Genomic DNA, 20,822 nt, shown 5'->3' with positions numbered 1-20,822 from the left:
GGAGAAAACGCCATGGCCACAGTTGCCGCCACAGACGCCACCTTTGACGAAGTCGTCAAACAATCCGACATCCCCGTGGTCGTGGACTTCTGGGCGGAATGGTGCGGCCCCTGCAAACAGATCGGCCCCGCCCTGGAAGAGCTGTCCGAGGAATACGCGGGCAAGGTCAAGATCGTGAAAGTCAACGTGGATGAGAACCCCTCCAGCCCCTCGGCAATGGGCGTGCGGGGCATTCCTGCGCTGTTCCTGTTCAAAGGTGGCGAGGCCGTGGACCAAAAGATTGGCGCCGCGCCAAAGGCCGCGCTGAAGGACTGGATCGACGGCGCCGTCTAACGCCAGCCTCCTCCAAGACAACACAAACGCCCGCAGCCCTGCTGCCGGGCGTTTTTCTTTGCCTAGATCGGGACCGGCTGCGGCGGGCCGATGGCTGCCCCGCTCCTGGCATCCCCTCTGCCACCATCCCAAAGCAAAACCCCCGGGCAATCGCTTGCCCGGGGGTGCTGTCGTCCAAGAGTAAGGGAGGGAGAATTAACCCTTGGAGAATTCGGGATAGGCTTCCATCCCCAGTTCCGACATGTCGAGACCGGTGATTTCTGCTTCTTCGCTGACGCGGATGCCCATGGTCGCCTTCAGGATCACCCAGATGATCAGCGAGGTGATGAAGACGAAGGCGCCGATGGCAGCAAAGCCCAGGATCTGCGTCGCAAAGGACGTACCGTCGGTGTAGACCGGAACAACCAGAGTGCCCCAGAACCCGGCGATCAGGTGGACCGGGATGGCACCAACCACGTCGTCGATCTTCATCTTGTCCAGCATCGGGACGGTGAAGACCACGATGGCACCGCCAACAGCACCGATCCACAGGGCGCCAAACAGCGACGGATCAAGCGGACCAGCCGTGATGGAGACCAGACCGGCCAGAGCGCCGTTCAGGACCATCGTCAGGTCGACCTTCTTATACAGCACCTGCGTCAGGATCAGCGCGGCAACAGCACCAGCCGAGGCGGCCATGTTGGTGTTGGCGAAGATGCGGCCCACGTCGGTGATGTCACCCACGGTGCCAGCAGCCAGCTGAGACCCACCGTTGAAGCCGAACCAACCCAGCCACAGGATGAACGTACCGAGGGTGGCGAGCGCCAGGTTCGAACCGGGCATCGGCACGACCTTGCCGTCTTTGGTGTACTTGCCGATCCGCGGCCCCAGGATGATCGCACCGGCGAGGGCGGCGAAACCACCTGCGGCGTGCACCAGGGTCGAGCCTGCGAAGTCAGAGAAGCCAGCTTCGGACAACCAGCCGCCGCCCCACTGCCAGGAGGCCTCGATGGGGTAGATGAAGCCGGTCAGGGCCACAACGAAGATCAGGAAGGGCCACAGCTTGATCCGCTCGGCCAGGGTGCCCGACACGATGGAGGCCGTGGTGGCGCAGAACATCAGCTGGAAAAAGAAGTCCGATGCGGCAGAGGCATAGTCCAGTGCGGCGTCTTCAGCGGCCAGGCCCACGGGCTCCAGCGAGGTGACGGCGAAGAGCGGCCCGAGGTAGCCCTCAATCGACCATTCGGCGGGGTACATCACACCGAAGCCAACCAGCCAGTACATGATGGCGGCGATGGAGAACAGCGCCATGTTCTTCGTCAACTGCGTGGTGACGTTCTTGGAGCGGACGAGGCCCGCCTCCAGCATGGCGAAGCCAGCCGCCATCCAGAACACGAGGAAGCCGCCCACAAGGAACAGCAGCGTCGTCATGATATACGGGCCGATCTCGTCGAAGCCCGGCGCAGGGGCGTCCTGCGCGAAGGCCGCAACCGGAAGCGCTGTGAGCGCTGCGCCGAGGGCCAGAGTTTTTGTGAAGTTCATTACCAATTTCCCCTTGGCGTCGTCTTAGATGGCGTCTTCGTTCAGCTCGCCGGTCCGCACGCGGACAGCCTGCTGCACGTCGAGGACGAAAATCTTGCCGTCACCGATCTTGTCGGTCTTGGCGGTTGTGGCGATGGTCTCGACGACCTGGTCGGCCATGGCGGCAGGCACCACGATCTCCAGTTTGACTTTCGGCACGAAGTTCACGGCATATTCGGCACCGCGGTAGATCTCGGTGTGACCCGACTGGCTGCCAAACCCCTTGATCTCAGTGACCATCATGCCGCGAACACCCAAGGTGGTCAGCGCCTCGCGGACCTCCTCCAGCTTGAACGGCTTGATTGCTGCAATGATGAGTTTCACATCTGTCCCCTTCTCTGCGGCACCTGTCCTCAGACGCCCGGATGGACGCAGATCACGGACGAGGTCATGGAGGCGCAACGCCAAGCCGGGGCCGAACCTGCCTAGCGACGCCTCAGATTTGCGATTTCTGCATAATTAGGCAGCATTGATTAATTTTTGTGCAGTGCGGAAATGCTGCAAATGCAAAGGATTTGACCGAAGCACCGTGCAAACCCGACTCGGGATCGTTATCTACGTGCGAAACAAGATTCCGGCCCCAGAACGGACGAGCAGACAGATGGCGAAACCTCGTAAGGCGCGGTCCACGGCTGCGAAACAGGCCCCTGACGGCAAACGCACATCCAGACGGGGACCGCCCCCGGCCAAACGTGCCGCAAAGCCACGGCGGGGCCTTTGGGGTTGGATTCTCTGGCCCGTCACCTTCCTGATCCGCGTTGCCTGGGCCTTGGCCTGGCGCGGGGCCGTGACCGTCGCGCTGATCGTTGCGGGTGCGACCGCCTATAATTACGTCGGTCTGCCAGATATGGCATCGCTCTCTGACGGGCGCGCGCGGGGCTCGGTGACGATGCTCGACCGTTCGGGCGAGGTCTTTGCCTGGCGCGGTGACAACTTCGGTGGGCTGGTGACGACGGACAACGTCTCCCCCCACCTCAAACACGCGGTCATCGCCAGCGAGGATAAGCGTTTCTATCGTCACCTGGGCGTCAGCCCCCGTGGCATCGCGGGCGCCATGCGCACCAATTTGCGGTCGGGCCGGGGGCCCTTCTCGGGCGGGGGTGGCTCGACGATCACACAGCAGGTCGCCAAGCTTTTGTGCCTGGGCAACGACTACAGCCCGACGCTTGGCATCTCGGAGGCGGAGTTCGAGGCCGATTGCCGTCGCGGGACGGTCTGGCGAAAGGTCAAAGAGATCCCTTACGCCTTCGCGTTGGAATTGAAGTTCACGAAAGATGAGATCCTGTCGATCTATCTGAACCGCGCCTATCTGGGGGCGGGCGCCCGGGGATTTGCCGCCGCCAGCCAACGCTATTTCGGGACATCTGTTGCGCGTCTCAACCCGGCGCAGTCGGCAATGCTGTCGGGCCTGCTACCTGCGCCCAGCTATTACGCGCCGACCTCGAACCTGAAACGCGCCCAGGACCGCGGTGCGACAGTGCTGCGGTTGATGCGGGACCAGGGTTATTTGAGCAGCGCGGACTTTCAGCAAGCGCTCGACACCCCCGCAACGCTCTCGGCGGCGGCCCGGCAGGATACCGGCGGGTATTTCGCGGACTGGGTGATGGGTACCGGGCCGGATTTTCTGACGCGTGAGACCACCGAAGATGTCATCATGCGCACGACGCTCGACAAGGACATGCAGCGTGCCGCCGAGGAGGCATTGGGCTTCGTCTTTGAAACCAAGGTCCGCGCCGGGTCCGAGGCCCAAGCGGCCATCGTCGTGATGAGTGCCGACGGCGCCGTGCGCGCCATGGTGGGGGGCCGCAACACGCGGGGCGCCGGGCAGTTCAACCGCGCCACCCAGGCCGTGCGCCAAACCGGAAGCAGCTTCAAACCCTTCGTCTATGCCGCTGCCTTGGATCTGGGGAAGCGGTTCGACGACCGCGTGTTCGATGGCCCCTTGCAGATCCAGGTGCCGGGCTCCGGCATCTACGCACCCGAAAACTACGACAAGAAGTTCTACGGCGAAGTCGACCTCACCGAAGCACTGGCGCGCTCGCTCAACACGGCCGCCGTACGTCTTTCGGAGGCAACGGGTCGTGACATTGTGCGCAAGGTCGCCACCGACTTCGGCATTGAGAGCGATCTCGCCGCTGGACCGGCCTTGGCCCTTGGGGCCTCCGAATCGACCCTGATCGAAATGACGGGCGCCTATGCTGGGATCCTGAACGGTGGCACAAGCGTGACGCCCTACGGTCTGACGTCGCTCCGGCTGCGGGGCGAAGACCAGGCCCTGCTGGACCACGAAACCGGATTGGGCGAGCGGGTCATCACGGATCAGGCGGCGCGCCAACTCGTCTACATGATGTCCCGCGTGGTGGAATCGGGGACCGGCACCCGCGCCAAGCTGGGGGACCGCCCTGCGGCGGGCAAGACCGGCACAACCTCCAGCTACCGGGATGCTTGGTTCGTCGGGTTTACCGGTGACTACGTGGCGGGCGTCTGGATGGGCTACGACGACAACACGCCGCTGACGGGTGTCACGGGCGGCGGGCTGCCTGCGGAAATCTGGCGCGAAACCATGGTCCGCGTGCACGACGGGCTTCCCGTCACGCCGCTACCGATGATCGATCCACGGACCGAGATGCGCCGCCCACCCCCTCAAGTAGCGGCTCCTCGCCCATCGCCACAGCCGCAACGGCAACAACCTGCGAGAGAGCCGGACCTGGCTGAGCGTATTTTACAGGATGTTCTCGGCGGCATATTCGGACGAAACTGATTCTTAGAGATGCATTGAACCCGAGACGTCCCGCCGACCATGATACACAGATGTGATCCTGTCATTTGACAGGGTCCTGCTACCATCATCGGCACAAGAGGGCTCCGTCGAGGACCAAGGGGGCAAACGATGAAACGACCGAACACGATGCGGCCCGACCTGGGCCAAGCAGAACTGACGGATGTGCGCCGCCGGTCCACGGGCCTTTTGATCATGGTCTTCATCTTTTCCATGGTCGTGAACGCGCTGATGCTCACCGGCCCGATCTACATGTTGCAGGTCTATGATCGAGTGCTGGGGTCGCGGTCCGAGGAAACGCTGCTCGCCCTGTCGGTGCTGGTGACGTTTCTGTTTCTTATGATGGGGATCATGGATCACATCCGCGGGCGTGTGATGGCGCGGGTTGGTGCACGGTTCCAATCGGCCCTGGATGGGCGCGTGTTCCAGGCGCACCTGCGCCGCGCGGCGGCCACGCCCGGCGGCGCCGGACAACGCAATCCCCTGCGCGATGTGGAAGCGGTCCAGAGGCTGCTGTCGTCACCGGTGTTCCTCGCCCTGTTCGACATTCCCTGGACCCCCCTGTTTCTGGGCGCGATCTTCGTGTTCCACCCTTGGTTGGGCATCCTCGCATGCAGCGGTGGTCTGGTGCTCATCGTTCTCGCGGGCGTGAACCAATGGATGACCTCGGGCCCCATGGCGGTGTCGAACCAAGCGACCGCACGGGCGGAGCTGACCGCCCAACAGCTCGCCTCCGAGGCGGAACTGGTGCAATCCCTCGGGATGCGGGACGCTGCCTTTCAACGGTGGATGACCGCGCGCGGCAAGTCCCTGCAGAACGCCGTGTCCTACTCGGACCGCTCTGGGTTCTTCACGGTCACGACCAAGACGCTACGCCTGTTTCTCCAATCGGCGATGCTCGGCCTGGGCGCTTACCTGGTGCTGCAAAACCAACTGACCGCAGGGGCCATGATTGCCGGGTCCATTCTGATGGGCCGCGCGCTGGCCCCCATCGAGATGGTCATCGGCCAGTGGCAGCTTGTCCATGGCGCCCGCAAGGGGCGGAGTGGTGTGATTGAGTTGCTGGAAACGGTGCCGCCCACGCCGGAACGGACGCCTTTGCCCAGGCCACAGGCCCGCTTGACCGCCGAAAACGTCACCATCGTCCCCCCGGGCGCGCAGCAAGCCTCGCTCCGAGGGGTGTCGTTCATGCTGCAGCCGGGCCAAGCCATGGGCGTGATTGGGCCATCGGGCGCGGGGAAAACCTCTCTCGCGAAAGCCATCTGCGGGGTTTGGATGCCAGCGGGCGGCAAGATGCGTCTCGATAGTGCGACGCTGGACCAATACGACCCGGACGTTCTGGGGGGATACATCGGGTATCTGCCACAGACGGTGACGCTGTTTGACGGAACGATTGCCGACAACATCGGGCGTCTCGCGCCAAACCCAGACCCGGAGAAGATCGTGGAAGCCGCGCAAAAGGCCGCTGCCCATGAGATGATCCTGGAACAGCCAGCGGGCTACGATACGCCGGTCTCCGCGGTCGGTGGGCGTCTGTCCGGCGGGCAGATCCAGCGCATCGGCCTAGCCCGCGCCATGTATGGTGACCCGGTGGTCCTCGTGCTGGATGAGCCGAACTCCAACCTCGACAATGAGGGCACCATTGCCCTCAACAAGGCCATTCGCGGCATGAAAGACGAAGGCAAATCGGTGATCATCATCGCGCACCGCCCTGCCGCGATTCAGGAGTGCGACGTGCTTCTGATGCTGTCCCAAGGCATGCGCACTGCCTTTGGACCCCGCGAAGAGGTCCTGCAGAAGATGGTCAAGAACCACAGCGAAATCACCCGCAGCCCCGAGCCCGGAGGCGTATCATGAACCAGATGCCTGCCAAAAAACCGATTGGGAAGGTTGCCACGAAACCCGCCAAACCGGTTCCCCCCGCCAAGCAAGCCAGCCAGACCTGGCACGCCAGGCGCCAATTAATCATGGGCGTGATCGGCCTGGCCGTGTTGTTGGGTGGGTTCGGCTATTGGGCTGTCTTCGCAAACATCGCAGGGGCCATCATCTCAACCGGTCAAATCGCCGTAGAAAGCAACCGACAGGTCGTCCAGCACCCCGATGGCGGGGTTGTCTCGACGATTCACGTCCGCGAAGGCGATACCGTCGAGGCAGGTGATCCCCTGCTGAGCCTGGACCGGACCTTGCTCCAATCCGACGCACAGATCCTGTTGGACCAGTTGCATGAGATCACGGCACGCGCCTCCCGCTTCCGGGCGGAACGGGACGGCCTGGACGAGGTTCGTTTCCCCGATGACCTGCTAGCTGCTGCTGAGGCGGACGAGGAAGTCGACGACATGCTGCGCGGCCAGGTGAACCTGTTCCTCACCCGCCGCGAATCCTATGAGCGCGAGGCGGAGCAATTGGTGCGACGCAAGGAACAGATCAGCGCCCAGGTCGACGGCATCACATCGCAGACCGAGGCCTTGAACCTGCAACTCGGCTTCATCCGACAGGAGCTCGACGCCCAGCGGTCCCTCCTGGACCGAGGGTTGGCCCAGGCGCCCCGCGTCTTGTCGCTGCAACGGGAAGAGGCTCGGCTGCTGGGCCAAGTGGGGGAATTCGCGGCCGCCGTGGCCGAGTTGGAAGGCCGCGCCACGGAAATCGACTTGGAGGTGCTCAAGCTCGACACCCGCCTGCGCGAGGAGGCCATCAGCCAGCTGCGCGATCTGCAATTCCGTCAGATCGAGTTGGAAGAACAATACCGCTCCATTCAGGAGCGTCTCGCGCGCATGGAACTGACCGCCCCAGTCGCGGGTATCGTCTACGGTCTGTCGGTCTTTGCGCCGCGCTCGGTGATCCGGCCCGCCGATCCGGTGCTGTTCCTCGTTCCCCAGGACCGCCCGCTTGTGATCCAAACCCAGGTGGACCCCATCCACATCGACCAAGTCTATCCCGGTCAACCGGTGACCTTGCGTATGCCCACCTTTGATGCGCGGACGACTCCGGAACTCTTCGGGTCTGTGATCCGCGTGTCGCCTGATTCCTTCACCGATGAGGTGACGGGGATGACCTACTACCAGGCGGAGGTTCTGCCCAATGAGGGTGAGATTGAGCGGTTGAACGGCCAAGTGATGCTGCCTGGTATGCCGGTGGAAGCCTACATCCGCACCGAAGATCGCACGCCCCTGACCTACCTGACAAAACCCCTGACGGACTATTTCAACCGAGCGTTCCGGGAGGGGTGAGGGGCGGAACGCCCGAACGACCGCTCCGCCTCCGGTGGAGCGGCGGCTTCAGTGGCGCGTCCAGAGACCTAGCCGACCAACAGGAGCACAGGCGGCGAGAGCACCCCGTGCAGGCCCCCACGCACCGGCCCGATGGCACGGGGGTCGCAGGCAGTGGCAAGCGCGTGTCCCCACGAGACGCCACAGTCAAAGCGGCGCAGGGCAGCGCCCGCCAACCCGCCCCCACAAGGCAAAGGGCAGGAAAACCGGTAATTGGCAATCCCGCCCCCGCGTGACAGCCTGAAGCGAACTCGATCCCAAGCGGAGCCTTCGCCCATGTCCTTCACCGCCAAACTCGCCGACCTCGGCATCACGCTACCTGACGCCCCGGCCCCGGCTGCAAACTACGTGCCTTACGTCCAATCGGGGGACATTCTCTATGTCTCCGGCCAGATCAGCGCCGACGCGGATGGCATGATGGTCGGCAAGCTGGGCGCCGACGCCACGGTCGAACAGGGCGCCGCCGCCGCACGGGCCTGCGCCATCAGCCTGCTGGCGCAAGTCAAAGCTGCCTGCGGGGGCGACCTGGACCGTCTGGAGCAAGTCATCAAACTGACAGGCTTCGTCAATTCGACCCCAGAGTTCGGCGATCAACCCAAGGTCATCAACGGCGCCTCCGACCTCTTGGCCGAAGCCCTTGGCGATGCAGGTAAGCATGCCCGATCCGCCGTTTCAGCGGCGGCGCTGCCCTTTGGCGTGATGGTCGAAATCGAAGGGATCTTTCGCATCAAATGACCGAGCTGCCCCTCTCCCTTCGCTCGGGTCGGATCGCCCACCGCGGCCTGCACGACCGCCGCGCCGGTCGGCCCGAGAATTCGATGCAGGCCTTCCGTGCGGCCATCGAGGCGGGCTTCGCCATCGAGTTGGACGTTCAGCCCTCCTCCGACGGCATCCCTATGGCGTTCCACGATTACGCGCTGGATCGCCTGACCGAGGCTACCGGCCCGGTGCGTGACAAGACCGCCGCCGAACTCGCCCAGATCGACCTGATCGGCGGATCTGGGGGCATTCCCACCCTGGCCGCCGTGCTGGACGAGGTCGCGGGACAGGTGCCCCTGCTCATCGAGATCAAGGACCAGGACGGCGCGATGGGGGGCAATGTCGGCGCCCTGGAAGACGCTGTGCTTGCCGTCTTGGACGGCTACGTAGGCGACGTGGCTGTGATGTCGTTCAATCCCCACTCCGTCGCGCATATGGCCAAGGCCGCCCCCCAGGTGCCGCGCGGCATGGTGACCTCTGCTTATCATGCGGCCCATTGGCCGGGCGTGCCCGAACCCCGGCGCCAACACTTGGCGACAATTCCTGACGTGGACCGGGTGCAGGCCGCCTTCATCAGCCACGAAGTCGCGGCCCTGGACATGCCCCGGGTGGCCGAATTGAAAGCGGCTGGACTGCCGATCCTGTGCTGGACCGTCCGCTCCGCCGCGCAAGAGGTCGAAGCCCGCCGCATCGCCGATGGTGTGACCTTCGAAGGTTACTTGCCCTGAGGCGTCGCGGCCCCACGTCTGGCCCATGACAGAGACCGCCATCGAGATCACCGTCCTAACCGGCTTGGATCAAATCGATCCAGCCGAGTGGGATGGCTGCGCCTGCCCCGAGACCGCCGACGGCGGCCCGCCGAACGATCCCTTTACCACCTACCGCTTTTTGCGCGCCCTCGAAGACAGCCACTCGGTCAGTGGCCGCAGTGGCTGGCAGCCGCAGCACTTGGTCGCGCGCGCAGGCGGAGAGGTCATCGCATGCGCCCCGCTTTACGCCAAGGGCCACAGCCAAGGGGAGTATATCTTCGACCACAATTGGGCCCACGCCTGGGAACGGGCGGGGGGCGATTACTACCCCAAGCTGCAACTGGCGGTGCCCTTTACGCCTGCGACCGGCCGCCGCTTCCTGCTGAAACCGGGCCACGAGGAGGTGGGGCTCCAGGCCCTGATCCAAGCCGCCGCGCAGATTACTGACCAGAACGGCCTGTCCTCGCTGCATGTCACCTTCTGCACCGAAGCGGAGCGCCAGGCCGGCGCGGCGCTGGGCCTCTTGGCGCGCTCCAGCCAGCAATTCCACTGGTTCAACGATGGCTACGACAGCTTTGACGATTTCCTGGCGGCGCTCAGTTCGCGCAAGCGCAAGAACATCCGGAAAGAACGCGCCCAGGCCCAGGGGTTCGGCGGCCAGATCCGGGCCTATACCGGCGACGATTTGCAGCCGCACCATTGGGACGCCTTTTGGCGGTTCTACCAAGATACCGGTGCCCGCAAATGGGGCAGCCCCTATTTGACGCGGCCCTTCTTCGATCTTGTGCAGGACCGAATGCGCGACGATGTCCTTCTTGTTCTGGCAGAGCGCGAGGGCGTTCCCGTCGCCGGGGCGCTGAACTTCATCGGGCGCGATGTGCTGTATGGTCGGTACTGGGGGTGTACGGAGCACCACCCCGCGATGCACTTCGAACTGTGCTATTATCAGGCCATCGACCACGCCATCGCGCGGGGTCTGTCCCGCGTCGAAGCGGGCGCCCAGGGCGAACACAAACTGGCGCGCGGCTATATGCCCGTCACCTGTCACAGCCTGCATCACATCCCCAACGAAGGCTTTCGCAAGGCCATTTCCCAATACCTGGAGGCCGAGGCCAACGCGGTGGAGCAGGACATCGAAGTCTTGACATCCTACGGCCCATTCAAACGCACCACTGTGGAGGAACAGCAATGACACCAGACGGTTGGACCGAAGATGACGGGGCGCTGACGCGGCAGTTTACCTTTCAGGACTTCTCTGAGGCCTGGGGGTTTATGACACGGGTTGCGATGCTGGCCGAGACGGCAGACCACCACCCGGAATGGTCCAACGTCTACAACCGCGTGGACATCCGCCTGACAACCCACGACGCAGGCGGCTTAACCGACAAGGACACAGCCTTGGCCACGGCGATCAACGGCCTGATGTGAGCGCAAAAAAGTCTTCCCCGAAGACTTTTACCAGAGTTTTCAACGAAAACTCTGGCCCCCGCCCCCGCGGCGCACCATCCCGAACAGGTCGCGCGGATCGTCTGGATCAGCGAGCAGATCCAACTCGGTATGGTAACCGGTCCGCCGCATCTCATCGTAGATGTGGCACAGGGCGCTGAAGTCCTCGGTGGCGAACCCGACGCTGTCGAACAACGTCGTTTGATGGGCCGAGGTGCGCCCGGGCCGCTGGCCGGCGATCACGCGCCAGAGGTCTGTCACGGGATGGTAGGCGGGCAGTTGTTGGATCTCTCCCTCGATCCGGGTTTGCGGCGCGTATTCCACAAAGATATCGGACCTCAGCAGGATGTCGCGGTGGAATTCTGTTTTGCCCGGACAATCCCCTCCGATGGCGTTCAGGTGAACGCCCGCCCCGACCATATTGTCGGTCAGGATGGTGGCCTGCCGCTTGTCTGCCGTACAGGTCGTGATGATTTGCGCCCCCTCGATGGCCGCTTCGGCACTGGTGCAGGCCACCACCGTCAAACCGGTTTCGCGCAGGTTCCGTGCCGCCTTAGCCGTGGCAGCGGGTTCCAGATCCCACAGCCGGACCTCCTCAATCCCAAGGCAGTGATGAAAGCCGAGCGCCTGGAACTCGCATTGTGCCCCGTTCCCGATGATCGCCATGACCCGCCCGTCCTTCGGCGCCAGATGGCGCGCCGCCACCACGGACATGGCCGCCGTGCGCAAAGCCGTCAGGATGGTCATCTCGCTCACCATCACGGGGTAGCCGGTGTCCACCCGCGCCAGAACGCCGAAGGCGGTGACGGTCTGATAGCCCCGCGCCATGTTTGCCGGATGGCCGTTCACATATTTGAACCCGTAGAATTCGCCATCCGATGTGGGCATCAACTCGATGACCCCTGTCTCGGAATGGGACGGGACGCGCGCCACCTTGTCGAACCGCTCCCACCGCAGGAAGTCGGCTTCGATCCGGTCAGCGATGGCTGCAATGGTTTCGGCAATGCCCATCTCGTTGATGAGCCGCATCATGTGCTCAACCGATACGAAGGGGACCATGGCCAAGGAAGAGGGCGTGGGTGGCGACGGGTTCATGGCACTCTCCCTCCGATCAACCACGTCGCGTTGGGCGGTCCAGAACCGCCTTTCCGAACAGGGACGCGATCAAATCCACGATCAACGAGGTGGTGCGTCCGCGCTCGTCCAGGAATGGGTTCAGCTCCGCGATGTCCAGCGAGGTGACCAGGCCAGAGTCGTGCAGCATTTCCATCACCAGATGCGCCTCCCGGAAGGTCGCGCCGCCTGGCACGGTTGTGCCCACGGCGGGCGCAATGGATGGGTCCAGGAAGTCCACGTCGAGGCTGACGTGCAGATCCCCGTTGGCGACGCGCACTTCATCCAAGAACCGCCGGAGGGGCGGCGCGATGCCGTGTTCGTCGATGGTGCGCATATCGGCGGTCACGACACCCGCGCGGACGAGCGCCGCCTTCTCATCGGGATCGACGGAGCGCAGACCGAGCATCAGGATCTTCCCTGGGTCGACCGTTGCGCGGGGCGGTGGAAACACGCCTTCGAACTCAGGGGCGCCAGTGAAATAGGCGACAGGCGTGCCATGCAGGTTCCCGCTGGTCGTCGTCGCCGGCGTGTGGATGTCGCTATGGGCGTCGAGCCAGAGCACAAACTGTGGCCGGTCGCTCCGTGAAGCCATGGCCGGGACAACCCCTGCCGCCAAAAGATGATCACCGCCCAGAAAGATCGGCAATGCCCCGGCGGGCACGTCATAGGCCTGAATGGCCGCGATCCAGGCGGCGCAGGCTTCGGGGGCGTGCAGATCGCCGGACGTGTCTGCGCCGTCGGGCGAGGTGGCAGGCGGATTGATCGACGCGGTCGAGACCCCATAGCCCAGATCGGTCAGAACCTCCGCCATCCCAGCCGTTCGAAGGGCGTCTGGCCCCATGACACAGCCGCGACGCCGCGCGCCCGACTGAACGGGCACATCAATAAGCTGGATTGGGCGTCCCATGGAACCTCCGCGATGGGTCATGCGACCTATGATGCAGCTTGCCCTGATCAATCGCATGATCCAAATTGACCAATATGGGCATGTGTTTTCACCATTCCGCATAGCAAAAGCGACAGTATGGACGATCTGGATAAGCGTCTTCTGGCGGAGCTTCGTCAGGACGGGCGGGCGCCGATCTCGACCTTGGCAGCAACACTGGGCGTGACGCGGGCAACGGTTCGCACCCGCATGGAACGGCTGCAAGAGACCGGCGAAATCCAGGGCTACCGCGCGATCCTACGAAGCGATGTGGCCGGTCGCCCCGTCCGTGGCATAATTCTGATTCAGATCGACGGCACAGGAACCCGCCGGATCAGTCACAGCCTGACCGCCATGCCGGAAGTGGAGGCCGTCCACTCCACCCATGGCCGCTGGGACCTCGTGGCGGAGTTGGGGGCCGAAACGCTGGAGGCCCTAGACGAGACGCTGAACCGTATCCGCCAAATCGACGGGATCAGCCGGTCGGAAACCAATCTGTTCCTCTCGACGCGACGCTAGGGGGCTCGGCCCTCAGGGGCGCCTGGCACAGGGACGCATCCAATTGGCCATGGTTCCAACAGTATGGGCCAAACCGTTTGCTGCCCCGATCCATTCAGCCGTTTGCGAGACAGAGCTGACCGCAGCGGTGAACCGCTGGCGATTTGACCACGCAATCGGTTCATGAGGTGAGATGTACGCCATGGGGGCCATCCAGCTGCACGCATGACCCGTAAGCCACGTGTTGGAGGGAGGCGCAAAGCGCCCCTAAACACGACGGCAGGTTCTGCCAGTCGGAGGCGCACTGCCACGCGCCCCAAGTCGGCCCATGTGTGTCGTAAAAACACCACCGCACATGACCGCGGTGGTGCTATTTGAGTCTCAGAACACAGCGTCGATGTGCGGTCCGTTCCCAAACCCATATCGACGCCTGTCCGAGGCGACGCCTTACAGCGTCGCCAGCAGAGCCTCGCCGCCAGAGGCCTCGCACACGCCCGGGCTCTCTTCCACATGCAGCGTCTTCACAACACCGTCTTCAACGATAGCCGCATAGCGCTTGGAGCGTCCGATCAGACCGGCTGGCGGCGCGGTGAAATCCATCCCCATGGCCTTGGTAAACGCACCGTCGGCATCGCCCAGCAGATGGAGGCCCGCCTCGGACGCGCCCGTGGCATCCGCCCAGGCCTGCATGACGAAGGGGTCGTTCACCGAAACCCCAATGATCGTATCCACGCCCTTTTCGGCAAACCCATCCTTGGTGCGGATGAAGCTGGGCACATGGGCCGTCGTGCATACCCCGGTAAAGGCGCCCGGTACGGCAAAGATCACCACGGTCTTGCCCTTGATCGTCTCAGCCAGGGACACCGCCTCTGGCCCCTCGGCTCCGATGCGCAGAAGTTGGGCATCCGGCAGTGTATCACCCGTCGTAATTGCCATTTCGCGGTCCTCGCGTTTGAAGTTTTCCCCCCTGCCATATAGCCCTGCGCCCCAAGGGCAACCAGTCAGGGATGGACCATGGATCATATTGCCGTCGTGGGGGCCGGACAGGCGGGGGCCTCAACCGTGGAAACGCTCCGCAAGGAAGGCTTCGAAGGCCGCATCACATTGTGGGGGGCCGAGGCCGAAGTGCCCTATCAGCGCCCGCCCCTGTCCAAGGCCTACCTGCTGGGCGAGATGGAGCGGGAGCGTCTGTTCCTGCGGCCGCCCTCCTTCTACGACGATCAAAAGATCGACCTGCGTCTGGGCGTTGAGATCACGGGGATCGACGGCGCGGCGCGCACCCTGACCCATGCGGGCGGGTCCGAGGCCTGGGACGCCCTGGTCCTGACCACCGGGTCTACGGCCAGACGCTTGCCTGGGGCCATCGGCGGTGATCTGGACGGCGTGTTCTCCGTCCGCGCCTTGGCCGACATCGACCAGATGGAGCCCGCCTTCGCCCCGGGCGCGCATTTGTTGGTGGTCGGCGGCGGCTACATCGGGTTGGAGGCCGCGGCGGTCGCGCGCAAACGCGGCATGCGCGTCACCCTGCTGGAGGCCGCCCCCCGCATCCTCGCCCGCGTCGCCAGCGCCGAGACCGCCGCCTGGATCGCCGCAAAGCACCGGGCCGAGGGGGTCGAGATCATCGAAGGAGCCGCGTTGGAGCGCCTGCTGGGCACAGACCGTGTGACCGGAGCGCAGCTGGCGGATGGCACCGAGATCGCCGTGGATGCGGTCGTCGTTGGGATCGGCGTGACCCCGAACACTGCCCTGGCCGAGGCAGCGGGGGCAAGTTTGGACAACGGCATCGCCGTCGATACCCATGGCCAGACCGATGTGCCGGGGATCTGGGCCGCTGGGGACTGCTGTTCCTTCCCGCAGGGCGACGTCCGGTTGCGGCTCGAATCCGTGCCCCATGCGATCGACCAGGCCCAGGCGGTGGCCCGCAACATTCTTGGCGCGAACGTGGCCTACACCGCAAAGCCGTGGTTCTGGTCCGACCAATACGATGTGAAGCTGCAAATCGCGGGCCTAAATGCTGGGTTCGAAACGGTCGTGGTCCGCGACGGGAGCGACACGGGCGAGGGCCTATCCCACTGGTACTACGCCGGGGACCAACTGCTGTCCGTCGACGCGCTGAACGCCCCCCGCGCTTACATGGTCGGCAAACGGCTGATCGAGGCCGGGCGCTCGCCCGATCCGGCTGCGGTGGCAGATGCGGCAACCCCCATCAAGGCCCTGATGTGAGGATCATAGGCGGCCGCTGGCGGGGCCGACGCCTCGCGTCGGTCGGGAAAGGCGACAGCGCCGCGCACCTGCGCCCCACGACTGACCGCGTGCGGGAGTCGATCTTCAACTTGCTGCTCAACAGCCTCGGCGAAGACTTGGAGGGCCGCACGGTGCTCGATGTCTTCGCGGGTACGGGTGCCTTAGGTCTAGAGGCCCTGAGCCGAGGCGCGGACCGCGCGACCTTCATCGAACAGGGGCGGACTTCGCTCGCAATCCTGCGGGACAACATCCGCACGTTGGGTGCTCCGGCGCAGGTCGTCACACGGGACGCCCGTCGTCCTGGCCCGGGCACGCCCCATGATCTGGTCTTCCTGGACCCACCCTACGGCAAGGACCTGGGAGAGGCGGCCCTGGCCGCGCTCACGCAAATGGGATGGATCGCGCCCGGTGCGCTGATCGTCTGGGAAGACAACAGGCCGCCCAAGTTGGACGGCCTGTCGTTGCTGGACCAGCGCCGTTATGGCGAGACGCTGGTCACTTTTGCCAGGGCGGCGGGCGAGCCCCGCCCCATGGGTCACTCCGCCGTGTAGGTCGCCACGGCGGCGCGCGCATCGGCCACGAGGCCCGCACCATCCAAGCCCTTACCGTCCATCTCGGCGATCCAAGCCTCGGTGACATCGGCACCCAGGGCCTCGATCTCGCCCGTGACCTCAGCGGACAGTTCCGCGATCTGGTTGCCACGCGCTTCGATCACAGCACGACCGTCGGCGTCGCCGATGTCATGGGCGCGTCCCGCCCAGGCCGAGGCCATGGCGCCGGAGTTCGCGTCGATCACAGCCTTCAGATCGTCGGGCAACCCCTCGTAGACGTCCTTGTTCATGGCCCACAGGAAGTAGAGGTTATAGAGCGCGCGGTCGCCTGCCACATCTGTGTGGCTGTCGGTCAGCTCATCCAGCTTCAGCGAGGGCGCCTGTTCCCAAGGGATCACACCGCCATCCAACACACCTTTGGCCAGGGCCTCGGGGAAGGCGGGCACGGGCATACCGACGGGGTTCGCCCCCATGGCTTCCAGCAGCAGAGTCGCGGGCCGGGAGGGTCCGCGCAGGTCCAGACCGGCGAAATCGTCCAGCGTTTCCGGTGCGTCACCCTTCTTGTGGATGATGCCCGGCCCATGCAGGTGCGCCGCCACGATATGCACGTCCGCGAAGTCATCAAGCAGGTGCTTTTCCGTGAAATCCCAAGCAGCTTGGGACGCAGCCTCCGCCGATTTCGGCGTCATGAAGGGCAACTCAAGCGCCTCCGCCTCGGGGAAGCGACCGGGCTGGTAGCCGGGGATCACCCAGCCGCCGTCGACCGCGCCATCGGCAATCAGGTCGTACATGTTCACGGGCGAGCCGCCGAGTTGCATGAAGGGATAAAGCTCAACCTTGATGCGGCCATTGGACTGAGTCTCGATGGCTTCGGCCCAGGGGGCCATGAAGTTCTTCGGATTGGCCGAATTTGGGTTCACGAAATGCTGGAAGCGCAAGGTGACCTCCTGCGCGGCGGCAGGGGTGGCCAAGGCCAGAGCGACGAGGGTGGCGTTCAGGACGTTCATGGGAGTGTCCCCCATTTGTTGTAGTGGAGCGCCTGCCTATACGTAAATCTAGGTATAGGCCAAGGGGGAAAGTTGCGAATTATTCTCATCTAGAACATGAGCCGGGGCTTGTTTGCCCCCATCGGGTGTGGGAATCACCCCATAGGAAACCCGTGGAGCCTTTGATGTCAGACCCCCATGCCCTGCTGTCCCAGGTTTTTGGTTTTGACGCCTTCCGGCCCGGCCAAGCAGAGATCGTCGAGGCCGTCACGGCGGGCCGCGACGTGCTCGCAATAATGCCGACGGGCGGCGGAAAATCCCTGTGTTTCCAATTGCCTGCCCTCTGTCGCGACGGGCTGACGGTGGTGATCTCGCCGCTGATCGCCTTGATGCGCGACCAGGTCCGCGCCTTGCAAGAGGCCGGGGTGGCTGCGGGCGCCCTGACCTCTGGCAACACCGAGGAGGAGACCGAAGCCGTCTGGCAAGCCATCGACGCGGGCGACCTCAAACTGCTCTACATTGCGCCGGAACGGCTGGCCTCAACGGCGACGGAACGGATGCTCAAACGGGCCAATTGCACTCTGATCGCCGTGGACGAGGCCCATTGCGTCAGCCAATGGGGCCATGATTTCCGCCCCGATTACCTGCGCATCGGTGAATTGCGGCAGTCGCTCGGCGTGCCCCTGGCCGCCTTCACCGCCACCGCCGATGAACAAACCCGCGACGAAATGGTCCGCCGCCTGTTCGCCGCCCCGCCCGAGGTCTTCCTGCATGGCTTCGACCGCCCGAACCTAGCCCTGGCCTTTGAGCCCAAGAACAGCCCCCGCGCCCAGATCCTGTCCTTTGCCGCCGCGCGCAAGGGCCAGTCAGGCATCGTCTATTGCGGCACCCGTTCCAAAACCGAAGGGCTGGCGCGGGCCCTGACCGAGGCGGGGCATAGCGCCTGCCACTATCACGCGGGCATGGACCCCGACGACCGTCGCCTCGTGGAAACCCGGTTTCAACAGGAAGACGGGTTGATCGTCGTGGCCACGGTTGCCTTTGGCATGGGCATCGACAAGCCCGACATTCGCTGGGTCGCCCATGCGGACCTGCCGAAGTCCGTGGAGGGCTATTACCAAGAAATCGGCCGCGCGGGCCGCGATGGGGCCCCGGCGGACACTCTGACCCTGTTCGGCTCCGACGACATTCGCTTTCGTCGCCAGCAGATCGACGAGGGCCTCGCCCCGCCCGAGATGAAAGCCGCCGACCACGGTCGCCTGAACGCCCTTCTGGGCCTGGCCGAAGCGCAGGTCTGCCGCCGGGTGACCCTGCTGGCCTTTTTCGGTGAGGATGCCGCGCCCTGCGGCAATTGCGACCTCTGCGCCAAGCCGCCTGAGTTGTTCGACGCCACGACCGAAGTCCGCAAAGCCCTGTCGGCCATGCTGCGGACCGAGGAACGCTTCGGCACCGGGCATCTGATCGATGTGTTGCTGGGCGCGGAGACGGACAAGACGAGGCGTTTCGGCCACGATGCGCTGCCCACCTTCGGCTGTGGGCGCGACATTCCGAAACCCCAGTGGCAGGCGATCTTTCGACAGATGATGGGCCTGGATCTTGTCCGCCCCGACCCCGAACGTCACGGCGCCCTGCGCTTCATGGAGGCCGCGCGCCCGGTGCTGCGCGGCGAGGCCAGCGTCACCCTGCGGCGCGACACCATCAAACGGGCCGAGCGGCGCCCAGCGGTCAAGCAGTTGGTCAGCGAAGAAGATGCCCCCCTGCTGTCGGCGCTAAAGGCGAAGCGCCGGGCGCTGGCCGAGGCCCAGGGCGTGCCCGCCCATGTGGTCTTTACCGACCGCACCCTGATCGAAATGGCCGAGAGGCGACCCGGTTCGCTGGACGATATGGCGGGGATCACCGGCGTCGGGGCGACCAAGCTGGACCGCTACGGCGCGACCTTTCTGTCGGTCATCACCGGCGAGATGCCCGAGGCCCAGCACCCCGCCCGCCGCAAACTGGCGGGCCGGACCGAAGGGGCGATCTATGACCGCCTACTGTCGGTGCAAAACGATCTGGCCCGGGGCGCCACGGGTCTCGACAAGCCGATGTCTTGCTCCTCGTCGCAATTGGCCAAGGTCGCCAAATCCCCACCAGACGCCGATATCCTGGAACGCATCCTGGGCGCACGGCACGCCGAACGCTTCGGTGACGCCTTCCTGGAGGTGCTGCGGGCGGACAGGTAGCCTCGAACACGGGACAAGTGGCAGGCTCGACCGCTCCACCAAAGACAGACGCCACAGCGGTGGAACGACGCCGCCAACACACGCCCCTTGGGGGCCTTTTGGTCACGTCAGCGCCGAACTAGCGCAAATCCTCCTCCGCGCGCATGGGGTCCATCCCCAAAGCCTCCATCCCCGCCTCCAAGTGGTCCGCAAAATGGGGCGTCCCGATGAGGTAATCGGCGGTGGGCGTCTGCCCCTCGCGTCGCGCGGTCGCCAGGGCCTCGGCAAACTCCTCCGGCGCGAAACTCTCTCGCCCGATCCACATGATGGCCACAAGCGCGTACCGTTCCTCTTCGCCCAGGGTTTCCAGAAACCCGCGCAACTCCGGCTCGGCACGGTCCAACTCTTGCCCATACAGGATGACCTGGGCGATCTTCGTGGGGGCTATTTCGGCCATGTCCGTCTCCCTGCTGTGGCGTGACGACACTCTGCGACGGCCGACGGCCAAGGGACCATGACATGTGTCAACCGGACGCCCAGTGAGCAGACTTTTGTTGAGCCTCCCGCCCGTTCCCCTAAATGAGGAGGACCTGACCGGAGGACCGCCATGCTGACCGTCATCTCTCCCGCCAAATCCCTCGATTTCGATCCCATCGAGGTGGACACAACCGCCCCGCGCTTCCCCGAAGAGACGGCCAGCTTGGTGCGGACGGCCCGCCGCAAGGGGATCAAAGACCTCCAGGCCTTGATGGACATCTCAGAGAAGCTGGCACGGCTGAACCGCGACCGCTTCCGTGACTGGGACATGGCGCCCGAAAAGCCGGCGATCTTTGCGTTCAATGGCGACACCTACACCGGGCTCGACGCCGCCACCTTGTCTGACGACGCCCTGCGCTATGGTCAGGAGCATTTGCGCATTCTGTCTGGCCTCTACGGCCTCTTGCGTCCGCTCGATGCGTTGAAGCCATATCGTTTGGAAATGGGCAGCAAGCTGTCGACCCGCCGGGGTCGCGATCTCTATGCCTTTTGGGGCGACCGCATTGCCAAAACGCTGACGGCGGATGCCGAGGCCACCGGCGCCGGTTGGCTGCTCAATTGCGCCAGTCAGGAGTATTTCGGCGCGGTGGATCGTAAGGCTCTGTCCCTGCCCGTCGTGACCCCCACCTTTCTGGAGGATAAGCCGGGCGGCCCAAAGATCGTAAGCTTCTTCGCCAAACAGGCGCGGGGGGCGATGGCGCGCTTCGCGCTGGAGAACCGTGTCCAGCATCCCTCGGATCTGCAGGGGTTCGAGACGGGCGGCTACGTCTATCAGCCAGATCGCTCGACCGAAGATGCGCCTGTTTTCCTGCGCCCCGCCGAGGCCCGCACCGCGGCCTGACGGTGGGGGCCAAAAGTCTTCTCTGAAGACT

At 64.5% G+C, this 20,822-nt stretch carries 19 protein-coding genes and 1 pseudogene; 13 read left to right on the top strand and 7 right to left on the bottom strand.

From position 1 onward, the window contains the following. Positions 1 to 333: pseudogene (gene trxA, locus K5R33_RS15990) on the top strand (thioredoxin); the annotation flags it as partial. Between the two features lie 195 nt (positions 334 to 528). Here the strand turns inward: trxA and amtB are convergent. After that, a complete protein-coding gene (gene amtB / locus K5R33_RS15985) occupies positions 529 to 1,854 on the bottom strand; it encodes an ammonium transporter AmtB (RefSeq protein WP_220750071.1) in 1,326 nt (441 codons plus the stop codon). A 24-nt stretch (positions 1,855 to 1,878) separates the two neighbouring features. Beyond that, the gene (locus K5R33_RS15980) at positions 1,879 to 2,217 is read right to left on the bottom strand and encodes a P-II family nitrogen regulator (RefSeq protein WP_220750070.1); all 339 of its coding nucleotides are present in this window, start codon (positions 2,215 to 2,217) and stop codon (positions 1,879 to 1,881) included. A gap of 277 nt (positions 2,218 to 2,494) precedes the next feature. Between K5R33_RS15980 and K5R33_RS15975 the strand changes: the two genes are divergently transcribed. The 7 genes from K5R33_RS15975 (at position 2,495) to K5R33_RS15945 (ending at position 10,874) form a co-directional block, all read left to right on the top strand. After that, positions 2,495 to 4,654 (top strand): transglycosylase domain-containing protein, encoded by a 2,160-nt coding sequence (locus K5R33_RS15975; protein ID WP_220750069.1) that lies wholly within the window; start codon positions 2,495 to 2,497, stop codon positions 4,652 to 4,654. Between the two features lie 129 nt (positions 4,655 to 4,783). Continuing rightward, entirely contained in the window at positions 4,784 to 6,529 is a 1,746-nt protein-coding gene (locus K5R33_RS15970; protein WP_255576477.1) for a type I secretion system permease/ATPase, read from the top strand. After that, positions 6,526 to 7,899, top strand: coding sequence for an HlyD family type I secretion periplasmic adaptor subunit (locus tag K5R33_RS15965; RefSeq protein WP_308442987.1), 1,374 nt, complete (start codon positions 6,526 to 6,528; stop codon positions 7,897 to 7,899). Before K5R33_RS15970 ends, K5R33_RS15965 begins: the two co-directional genes overlap by 4 nt. 315 nt (positions 7,900 to 8,214) lie before the next feature. Next, the gene (locus tag K5R33_RS15960) at positions 8,215 to 8,673 is read left to right on the top strand and encodes a RidA family protein (protein WP_220750068.1); all 459 of its coding nucleotides are present in this window, start codon (positions 8,215 to 8,217) and stop codon (positions 8,671 to 8,673) included. Beyond that, entirely contained in the window at positions 8,670 to 9,425 is a 756-nt protein-coding gene (locus K5R33_RS15955) for a glycerophosphodiester phosphodiesterase family protein (protein ID WP_220750067.1), read from the top strand. The genes K5R33_RS15960 and K5R33_RS15955 overlap by 4 nt, the downstream gene beginning before the upstream one ends. Before the next feature lie 25 nt (positions 9,426 to 9,450). Further along, positions 9,451 to 10,638, top strand: a complete 1,188-nt coding sequence (locus K5R33_RS15950) for a GNAT family N-acetyltransferase (protein ID WP_220750066.1) — start codon at positions 9,451 to 9,453, stop codon at positions 10,636 to 10,638. Continuing rightward, positions 10,635 to 10,874, top strand: coding sequence for a 4a-hydroxytetrahydrobiopterin dehydratase (locus K5R33_RS15945; RefSeq protein WP_220750065.1), 240 nt, complete (start codon positions 10,635 to 10,637; stop codon positions 10,872 to 10,874). The genes K5R33_RS15950 and K5R33_RS15945 overlap by 4 nt, the downstream gene beginning before the upstream one ends. A gap of 39 nt (positions 10,875 to 10,913) precedes the next feature. Here the strand turns inward: K5R33_RS15945 and ocd are convergent, their stop codons facing one another. Both ocd and rocF read right to left on the bottom strand, forming a co-directional pair. Continuing rightward, on the bottom strand, positions 10,914 to 11,987 hold the full coding sequence (gene ocd, locus K5R33_RS15940) for an ornithine cyclodeaminase (RefSeq protein WP_220750064.1): 1,074 nt from the start codon (positions 11,985 to 11,987) through the stop codon (positions 10,914 to 10,916). A 16-nt stretch (positions 11,988 to 12,003) separates the two neighbouring features. Further along, entirely contained in the window at positions 12,004 to 12,915 is a 912-nt protein-coding gene (rocF, locus tag K5R33_RS15935) for an arginase (RefSeq protein WP_220750063.1), read from the bottom strand. 117 nt (positions 12,916 to 13,032) lie between these two features. Between rocF and K5R33_RS15930 the strand changes: the two genes are divergently transcribed. Beyond that, positions 13,033 to 13,452 (top strand): Lrp/AsnC family transcriptional regulator, encoded by a 420-nt coding sequence (locus K5R33_RS15930; protein ID WP_220750062.1) that lies wholly within the window; start codon positions 13,033 to 13,035, stop codon positions 13,450 to 13,452. Between the two features lie 426 nt (positions 13,453 to 13,878). Here K5R33_RS15930 and K5R33_RS15925 read toward each other — a convergent pair whose 3' ends face one another. Continuing rightward, on the bottom strand, positions 13,879 to 14,367 hold the full coding sequence (locus tag K5R33_RS15925) for a peroxiredoxin (RefSeq protein WP_220750061.1): 489 nt from the start codon (positions 14,365 to 14,367) through the stop codon (positions 13,879 to 13,881). Positions 14,368 to 14,445: 78 nt separating this feature from the next. Between K5R33_RS15925 and K5R33_RS15920 the strand changes: the two genes are divergently transcribed. After that, on the top strand, positions 14,446 to 15,654 hold the full coding sequence (locus K5R33_RS15920) for an NAD(P)/FAD-dependent oxidoreductase (RefSeq protein WP_220750060.1): 1,209 nt from the start codon (positions 14,446 to 14,448) through the stop codon (positions 15,652 to 15,654). Continuing rightward, positions 15,651 to 16,226, top strand: coding sequence for a 16S rRNA (guanine(966)-N(2))-methyltransferase RsmD (gene rsmD / locus K5R33_RS15915; protein ID WP_220750059.1), 576 nt, complete (start codon positions 15,651 to 15,653; stop codon positions 16,224 to 16,226). Before K5R33_RS15920 ends, rsmD begins: the two co-directional genes overlap by 4 nt. Here rsmD and K5R33_RS15910 read toward each other — a convergent pair. Beyond that, positions 16,211 to 17,233, bottom strand: coding sequence for a TRAP transporter substrate-binding protein (locus K5R33_RS15910; RefSeq protein ID WP_220750058.1), 1,023 nt, complete (start codon positions 17,231 to 17,233; stop codon positions 16,211 to 16,213). The two genes, rsmD and K5R33_RS15910, sit on opposite strands and share 16 nt — an antisense overlap. Positions 17,234 to 17,397: 164 nt before the next feature. Between K5R33_RS15910 and recQ the strand changes: the two genes are divergently transcribed. Next, positions 17,398 to 19,434 carry a DNA helicase RecQ gene (gene recQ, locus K5R33_RS15905; RefSeq protein ID WP_220750057.1) on the top strand — a complete coding sequence of 679 codons (2,037 nt, stop codon included), beginning with the start codon at positions 17,398 to 17,400 and terminating at the stop codon, positions 19,432 to 19,434. Between the two features lie 118 nt (positions 19,435 to 19,552). On the opposite strand, the gene K5R33_RS15900 is transcribed toward recQ, so the two are convergent. Beyond that, the gene (locus K5R33_RS15900) at positions 19,553 to 19,870 is read right to left on the bottom strand and encodes a DUF3775 domain-containing protein (RefSeq protein ID WP_220750056.1); all 318 of its coding nucleotides are present in this window, start codon (positions 19,868 to 19,870) and stop codon (positions 19,553 to 19,555) included. Between the two features lie 150 nt (positions 19,871 to 20,020). Here K5R33_RS15900 and yaaA point away from each other — a divergent pair, with 150 nt between their 5' ends. Next, the gene (yaaA, locus tag K5R33_RS15895; protein ID WP_220750055.1) at positions 20,021 to 20,791 is read left to right on the top strand and encodes a peroxide stress protein YaaA; all 771 of its coding nucleotides are present in this window, start codon (positions 20,021 to 20,023) and stop codon (positions 20,789 to 20,791) included. The last annotated feature ends 31 nt before the right edge of the window (positions 20,792 to 20,822 follow it).

The organism is Jannaschia pagri (genome assembly GCF_019655435.1).
In the GTDB taxonomy this organism is placed as follows: Bacteria; Pseudomonadota; Alphaproteobacteria; order Rhodobacterales; family Rhodobacteraceae; genus Jannaschia; species Jannaschia pagri.
The sequence above is the reverse complement of the archived record's forward strand: the minus strand, read 5'-3'. Positions and strand labels throughout refer to the sequence as shown.